This window comes from Falsiporphyromonas endometrii (assembly GCF_042654485.1).
In the GTDB taxonomy this organism is placed as follows: Bacteria; Bacteroidota; Bacteroidia; order Bacteroidales; family Porphyromonadaceae; genus Porphyromonas; species Porphyromonas endometrii.
In genome coordinates this window covers 1-7,011 of sequence record NZ_JBHSGO010000138.1, presented here as the reverse complement: position 1 = coordinate 7,011, position 7,011 = coordinate 1, and the positions used below count along the sequence as shown (strand labels likewise).

Annotated in this window: 4 protein-coding genes and 4 tRNA genes; all 8 read left to right on the top strand. The window is 41.1% G+C overall.

Annotated features, from left to right (window positions below; translation table 11 throughout):
• Positions 1-510 precede the first annotated feature (510 nt).
• A tRNA-Tyr gene (locus ACFO3G_RS04310) sits at positions 511-593 on the top strand.
• Between the two features lie 40 nt (positions 594-633).
• Positions 634-706 (top strand) — tRNA-Gly (locus ACFO3G_RS04305).
• Positions 707-734: 28 nt separating this feature from the next.
• Positions 735-818 (top strand) — tRNA-Leu (locus ACFO3G_RS04300).
• 18 nt (positions 819-836) lie between these two features.
• Positions 837-909 (top strand) — tRNA-Gly (locus tag ACFO3G_RS04295).
• Positions 910-1,459: 550 nt separating this feature from the next.
• Entirely contained in the window at positions 1,460-2,980 is a 1,521-nt protein-coding gene (gene guaA, locus ACFO3G_RS04290) for a glutamine-hydrolyzing GMP synthase (RefSeq protein ID WP_380078314.1), read from the top strand.
• Positions 2,981-3,337: 357 nt separating this feature from the next.
• Complete coding sequence (gene panB, locus ACFO3G_RS04285) at positions 3,338-4,159, top strand: 3-methyl-2-oxobutanoate hydroxymethyltransferase (RefSeq protein ID WP_380078312.1); 822 nt, start codon at positions 3,338-3,340, stop codon at positions 4,157-4,159.
• A 240-nt stretch (positions 4,160-4,399) separates the two neighbouring features.
• Complete coding sequence (gene fsa / locus ACFO3G_RS04280; protein ID WP_380078310.1) at positions 4,400-5,062, top strand: fructose-6-phosphate aldolase; 663 nt, start codon at positions 4,400-4,402, stop codon at positions 5,060-5,062.
• Between the two features lie 6 nt (positions 5,063-5,068).
• Positions 5,069-6,391 carry an exo-beta-N-acetylmuramidase NamZ family protein gene (locus ACFO3G_RS04275; protein ID WP_380078308.1) on the top strand — a complete coding sequence of 441 codons (1,323 nt, stop codon included), beginning with the start codon at positions 5,069-5,071 and terminating at the stop codon, positions 6,389-6,391.
• Positions 6,392-7,011: the final 620 nt, after the last annotated feature.

Below are 7,011 nucleotides of genomic sequence, written 5' to 3'. Positions count from 1 at the left end.
CTGACAGACAATTCGAAATAATTTCTTTAATTTGTACTCGTGTAAGATTCATACGGTTTATCGTTTTATTTTGTTTTTTTCAAAGATAACAGTCTTGAGTCTTACACACTTTTTCGGGACAGTATCTCTGGACAGGTATTTATCCACGAGAAGAGCGAATCAACAAAGTAAGCGAGGTACTCAATCTACCCAAAGAGATAATTCCTCTGAGCGCTATCCTCATCGGATACCCCGACAATGAAGCAACTCCCAAAGATAAATGGAACGAAAACGATATATCCTATGATAGATACAAAGTAAGTAAGAGCAATACAGAGAAAGAATAAGAGATCTGTCATACTCAAATCAAATATTTTTTTCAAATTAATATAGGATATTCATTAGGCTAATAATCAACATTTTATTACAAGGATAACTATAATTAGTGTAAGTGAAAGAGCACTTTTTTTCTCCAAAGATTTGCGAGATATAAAAAACCGTTGTACATTTGCATCGCAAAAGAGAACAAAAGGGCAGTTACCAGAGTGGCCAAATGGGGCTGACTGTAACTCAGCTGGCTTTCGCCTTCGGTGGTTCGAATCCATCACTGCCCACACTCTTAAGCAAAGCAGAGCTCACGGCGGTGAGCACATTGCGGAAGTAGCTCAGTTGATAGAGCATCAGCCTTCCAAGCTGAGGGTCGCGGGTTTGAGCCCCGTCTTCCGCTCTATATAGGTATTCTAACTCCATAGTTAGCCCGGATGGTGGAATGGTAGACACGAAGGACTTAAAATCCTTTGGCCATTGTGGCTGTGCGGGTTCGAGTCCCGCTCCGGGTACAAGTATGGAGAATGTTTGCGGAAATAGCTCAGTTGGTAGAGCACAACCTTGCCAAGGTTGGGGTCGCGGGTTCGAGTCCCGTTTTCCGCTCGAGATAATAGATGTGTAAAGTTCTATAGTCGTAGTTGTTAACAAAAAGTCTGCAGTTTTTTAATTCTGTAGACTTTTTGTATTTCATAACACAAATACGATATAGACAAGCAGATAATCCCGTCGGGGGATCCGGTCCTAAGGGGGGACTGCAGGTTCGATTCCTGACATCTGTACAACGATGATAGATCAAAGTTCTATAGTCGTAGTTGTTAAGTGAAGACAAAGGCTGCCGCAAGGGATTTGTAGCAGCCTTTATTTGTGTCCTGCTTTCTCCTTTCAATATCAAAATTTCCATACAACTTATATTAAGTACGCAAAGTTGATTACCTTTGCCTTCTAAACAAGTAACAAGAAGCAACCTTGTTTTAACCAAGAATGGTTGAGTCATTTTGCTTTACCATTCGATTTGTAAAGGATTTGGGTGGAGTTTCCATTGCGAAACCGGGTATAATCGACCTGTCACATATGGATCTAACATGTTCAAATATATTTATATGCTCTTCCCGAGTCGCATTTTATAGAAATTATACTCAATATTAATAATACAATGCAAGAGAAGATACTAATCCTGGACTTTGGTTCTCAGACAACCCAGCTTATAGGACGTCGAATCAGAGACCTCAATACCTATTGCGAGATTGTACCTTACAACAAGTTGCCTCAATCTCTTGAAGGAGTCAAAGGCATAATTTTGTCGGGCAGTCCATACTCTGTTTATGACGAAAAGGCGTTTAAGATAGATATTTCTGCCATTAGAGGGAAGTTACCGCTGTTAGGTATATGCTATGGTGCACAAAGCCTTGTTCATCAAGCAGGGGGAAAGGTCGAGCCGGCCGAAAGTCGCGAGTATGGTCGTGCAGCACTTCACAGCTGTGACTCACAAGACCCCTTAATGAAGGGTATCGATCAGCACTCGGTCGTATGGATGTCTCACGGAGATACCATCACTAAACTTCCGGAAGGTTTTGAAGTAATTGCATCGACAGAAGATGTACCAAATGCAGCCTTCAGAATTCCAAACGAGCAGACCTGGGGTGTACAATTTCACCCGGAAGCCCATCATTCAGAACAAGGGAAGATACTTCTTGGCAACTTTATTGATATATGCGGTATCAGAGGCAATTGGTCACCCAAGTCTTTTATCGAGCAAACTGTCAAGGAGCTTAAAAACCAATTGGGCAATGACAAGGTTATTCTTGCATTGTCAGGGGGAGTTGACAGCTCGGTAAGTGCTGTACTTCTCAGTCGTGCCATTGGCAACAACCTGACCTGTATATTCGTTGACCACGGACTTCTTCGCAAAAATGAAGCAAAAAAGGTATTGGAAGACTACGAACATCTTGGCTTGAACGTCATAGGTGTAGATGCTTCAGAAAAGTTTTACCGCGAACTGCAGGGAGTGACTGATCCCGAGCAAAAAAGAAAAATTATAGGTAAAGGTTTTATTGATGTATTTGATGAAGAAGCTAAAAAGCTCAAAGACATCAAATGGCTTGGACAAGGAACTATCTATCCGGACATTATTGAGTCGGTCAACATTACCGGAATGGTGATCAAAAGTCACCACAATGTTGGAGGCTTGCCCGAGAAGATGAATCTGAAACTTGTCGAACCGCTTAAAACCCTTTTCAAAGATGAAGTAAGAAGAGTAGGACTGGAATTGGGAATGATGCCACACCTTATTCACAGACATCCGTTCCCGGGACCGGGGCTTGGAATCCGTATCTTAGGTGATATCACACCCGAAAAAGTCAGAATACTTCAAGATGCAGACGACATCTATATGAGTATGATGAGGGAAGAAGGTCTATATGACAAGGTATGGCAGGCAGGCGCAATACTATTGCCTATTAAGTCTGTTGGAGTAATGGGAGATGAGCGAACCTATGAATATACCATTGCCCTCAGAGCTGTCAATTCGGTCGATGCAATGAGTGCCGATTGGACAAGACTACCATACGAATTCTTAGCAAAAGTTTCTAATGAAATTATCAATAAGGTAAGAGGGGTCAACCGATGTGTGTATGATATATCTTCAAAACCACCCAGCACAATCGAATGGGAATAATCGAGAATATCCCCCTTTTCATTAATGATTAATGATTACCAATTACGTCCACAAACGGGCAGAGATCGCTTAAACCTTGTTGTGAGTCTTTAGAAAAGGCCGTATATAAAGGTATTATGAACTGACATTTGTGTCGGAGCGGGATACTCAAAGGTCAAACCAACAACAAACCACAAGCCCATAAAGGATAGACAAACATAGAAAACGAATATATTAACAGGACATAAGTCCGCAACATTAAAGCCCTAAAGAGAGGATGTCGCCGATGACTAAAAGAAACCGGCGGCATCCGTCTGTATATTGGAATACTCAAAAAAGACAGATTTCTTGACAGGCTTATAAAAACCACATCTGATAATGTCAATACATCAACCTGAAGACAGTCGCAAAGTGACAACCAGACGACTTACTGAAATGAAAAAGCGTGGTGAAAAGATTGCCATGCTCACAGCGTACGATTACTCAATGGCCACATTGATTGATGGCGCAGGAATGGACGTAATCCTAATCGGAGACTCAGCATCAAATGTAATGGCGGGTAATGTTACCACACTTCCGATTACTCTTGACCAAATGATTTATCACGGCAAATCAGTGATGAAAGCAGTCAAAAGAGCACTTGTAGTTTGCGACCTCCCTTTCGGTTCTTACCAAGGAAACTCAAAAGAGGCACTCTGCTCTGCTATCAGAGTAATGAAGGAGGGCCATGTAGACGCCGTAAAAATGGAAGGCGGAGAAGAGATCAAAGAAAGCATACAACGCATTCTTTGTGCAGGTATCCCGGTGATGGGACACCTTGGTCTTACTCCACAGTCCATCAACAAATTTGGAACTTACTCCGTAAGAGCCAAAGATGAAGCCGAAGCAAAAAAGCTAATAGAAGATGCTCACCTGCTCGAAGAGTTGGGTTGCTTCGCACTCGTACTCGAAAAAATCCCCGCTACCTTGGCAGAAAGAGTGGCAAAAGAGCTAACCATCCCGGTCATAGGTATCGGTGCCGGAGGAGGCGTAGACGGGCAAGTACTTGTTATGCACGATATGCTTGGCATCACACAAGGATTTAGTCCAAGATTCCTAAGAAGATATGCACAGCTTGGAGAAGAGATCACTTCAGCCGTACAGCATTACATATCTGATGTGAAATCTTCAGACTTCCCCAACGAAAGCGAAGCTTATTGATCCTTTTCACTAAATACATCTCTGTAAAAAGAGATTGCATTTATAAAAAAGCTATTTGCTTACAAATCCAACTCATAGATGGGACAATCCTTTCTATGAGTTTTTTTGGTACATCTCTACGACAATCATTTCGAATGGCAGGACTAAAAGAGCACATCTATCTCTCGCATACTTTTAGTACCTTTGTCGCACATTATTGGGAAAAGTCCCAAATATTAAATATTCCATAAATACAAGACAATGAAGTTCTTTTTAGACACAGCCAACTTGGATCAAATCCGCGAAGCTAATGCAATGGGTGTATTAGATGGTGTCACTACCAATCCATCCCTTATGGCAAAAGAGGGTATTAGCGGAAAAGAAAATTGCAACAAACATTATGTTGAAATCTGCAATATCGTTGAAGGCGGAGAAATCAGCGCCGAAGTAATTGCAACAGATTACGAAGGAATGATCAAGGAAGGTCACGAGTTGGCAGCTTTGCACAAACAGATTGTCGTGAAAGTCCCCTGTACAGCAGATGGGATTAAGGCAGTCAAACAACTATCTTCCGAAGGCATCAAAACGAATTGTACACTTGTATTCTCTGTTGGACAAGCTTTGTTGGCAGCCAAAGCAGGTGCTACATTTGTATCTCCTTTTGTCGGAAGAATTGATGACATCTCCGGAGATGGTATTGGTTTGGTGGCAGATATTGTTGAGATGTATCACTACTACGGATTTGAGACGCAGGTACTTGCAGCAAGCATAAGACACACAAGACACATCATCGAATGTCTGGAAGTCGGTGCAGACGTAGCTACTTGTCCGCTATCAGCTATCAAAGGGCTGCTCAAACACCCATTGACAGACAGTGGCCTCGCTCAGTTTATGGCTGACTACGAAAAGGTCAATAAAAAGTAAATAACAATGAAACACCGGGGTGTCTTAGCTACAAGTTGTGCAGCAATATTGCTCACAAGTTGTGCTTTGGCAAATACCCGAACACATATAGACAGGCAGGCAAAGGTCCTTAAAACAGATACTTTGCCTGTCTGTTTGTCTTCTGAAAGCAATCAAATATCAACCGATACACTCCGCCTAAATCAAATACCTTCGAAAATTAAATGTGGTGCAGATCAAATAGAGCTCCTTACATCACACTTAAAAGGTAAAAGAATAGCCCTCTTAGTCAATCAAACTTCTATCAGTGGCAACCAAAAAGAACATCTACTCGATGTACTCCTTTCCGAAGGTATTCGAATAGACAAAATATTTACTCCCGAACATGGCTTTAGAGGAGATGCCGATGCAGGGCAAAAAGTCGGGAACAGCATCGACACAAAAACAAAAATTCCCATTGTCTCCCTATATGGCAATCACAAAAAGCCAACCCCTTCTGATCTAAAAGGAATAGATATAGTACTTTTTGACATGCAAGATGTAGGCACAAGATTTTATACCTATATCAGCACCATGCACTATGCCATGGAGGCTTGTGCCGAAAACAAAGTCAAGATGATCATTGCAGACCGCCCAAACCCAAATGATTATATCGACGGTCCGGTTAGAGAAAATGATTGCAAATCATTTGTAGGAGTAGACCCTATACCCATCTTGCACGGCATGACTGTAGGAGAGCTTGCCCTTATGATCAATGGGGAGAAATGGCTTAAAAATGGCATTCAGTGTGACCTTACCATCATACCAATTATAGGATGGAAGCACGGACAACCTTATCATATTCCCATAGCTCCAAGTCCCAATCTCCCCAATGATACAGCCATACGACTCTACCCCTCTATCTGCATTTTTGAAGCAACTGTAATGAGTGTAGGGAGAGGAACGGACGCTCCATTTCAAATCTTAGGCTATGACAATCCGGCATTTGGAACATACCGGTTTACGCCAAAAGCAAGAATGGGCGCACAAAACCCAAAGCTTAAAGGAAAACATTGTCACGGAGTAGATCTCAGAATACCATCCAAAGACCTCATAAAAATGGGATTTCAATCACCGGAAGAAATTAAAGGATTGTCCCTCAAACCACTCATATACTTCTACAACCTATCAAAACAAAAAAACATCCAACTGGTAGATAGAAAAAGAACATTCCAGATACTTATTGGCAACAAAAAGCTACTAAACCAAATTAAACAAGGATTGAGCGAGGAACAGATAAAAGAGACATGGAAAAAAGATCTCGACCAGTTCAAACAAAAAAGGAAAAAGTATCTACTTTATAAAGAATAGAAAGTCAAAACATCCCTATTCAAAACAGATTGAAAAAGAGCATATCATTACAAAGAGACTAATTCAGCCTCAATGCAAAGAAAGATTTGGCAAAATATCATAAATCTGTACAATTTGTTAAGGGGCAACCACCCAAGCGACACAGCAACCAAAAGATGGTAAGTAAAAAGACTATATTCATGATCGTCGTACATAATGAGTAAGACCTCAGATACAAGAAGAGCTACAACATAGCTAAAGCTTGCCAAGCTTGAGATACACTTTTTAATACGAAAGACAACTTTAGTGTATTTAGACAGACTTCATTTTAACCCAGATTTGTCGTTAGATGGCAGATTCTAATGACCGTCATTAGGAATTATTCCTCTTAATACATTATATATCATCGTTTTATAATCTTATAAAACAACTCTTGACTACTAAATCTCTCCACCATTTTGGTGCGATGTGATAAAGAGAAAAAGGGCTTTGAATATTTGAATGTACGTGATACTCGGTAGTATCCCAAAAAGTGTGTAAAGGAGGTTTATCTTTGAGTCAAAATTAATCATTTCAATTCATTGTTTTGTTCATCCGTCAGGCGGGCATGAAAAACACCGGGGGGATTGGCGTCCGCCCGG

Bases quoted from the DNA above. Each gene is read 5' to 3' on its own strand.
- guaA (WP_380078314.1), top strand. From the start codon at position 1,460: ATGCAAGAGAAGATACTAATCCTGGACTTTGGTTCTCAGACAACCCAG.
- ACFO3G_RS04275 (WP_380078308.1), top strand. From the start codon at position 5,069: ATGAAACACCGGGGTGTCTTAGCTACAAGTTGTGCAGCAATATTGCTC.
- panB (WP_380078312.1), top strand. From the start codon at position 3,338: ATGTCAATACATCAACCTGAAGACAGTCGCAAAGTGACAACCAGACGA.
- fsa (WP_380078310.1), top strand. From the start codon at position 4,400: ATGAAGTTCTTTTTAGACACAGCCAACTTGGATCAAATCCGCGAAGCT.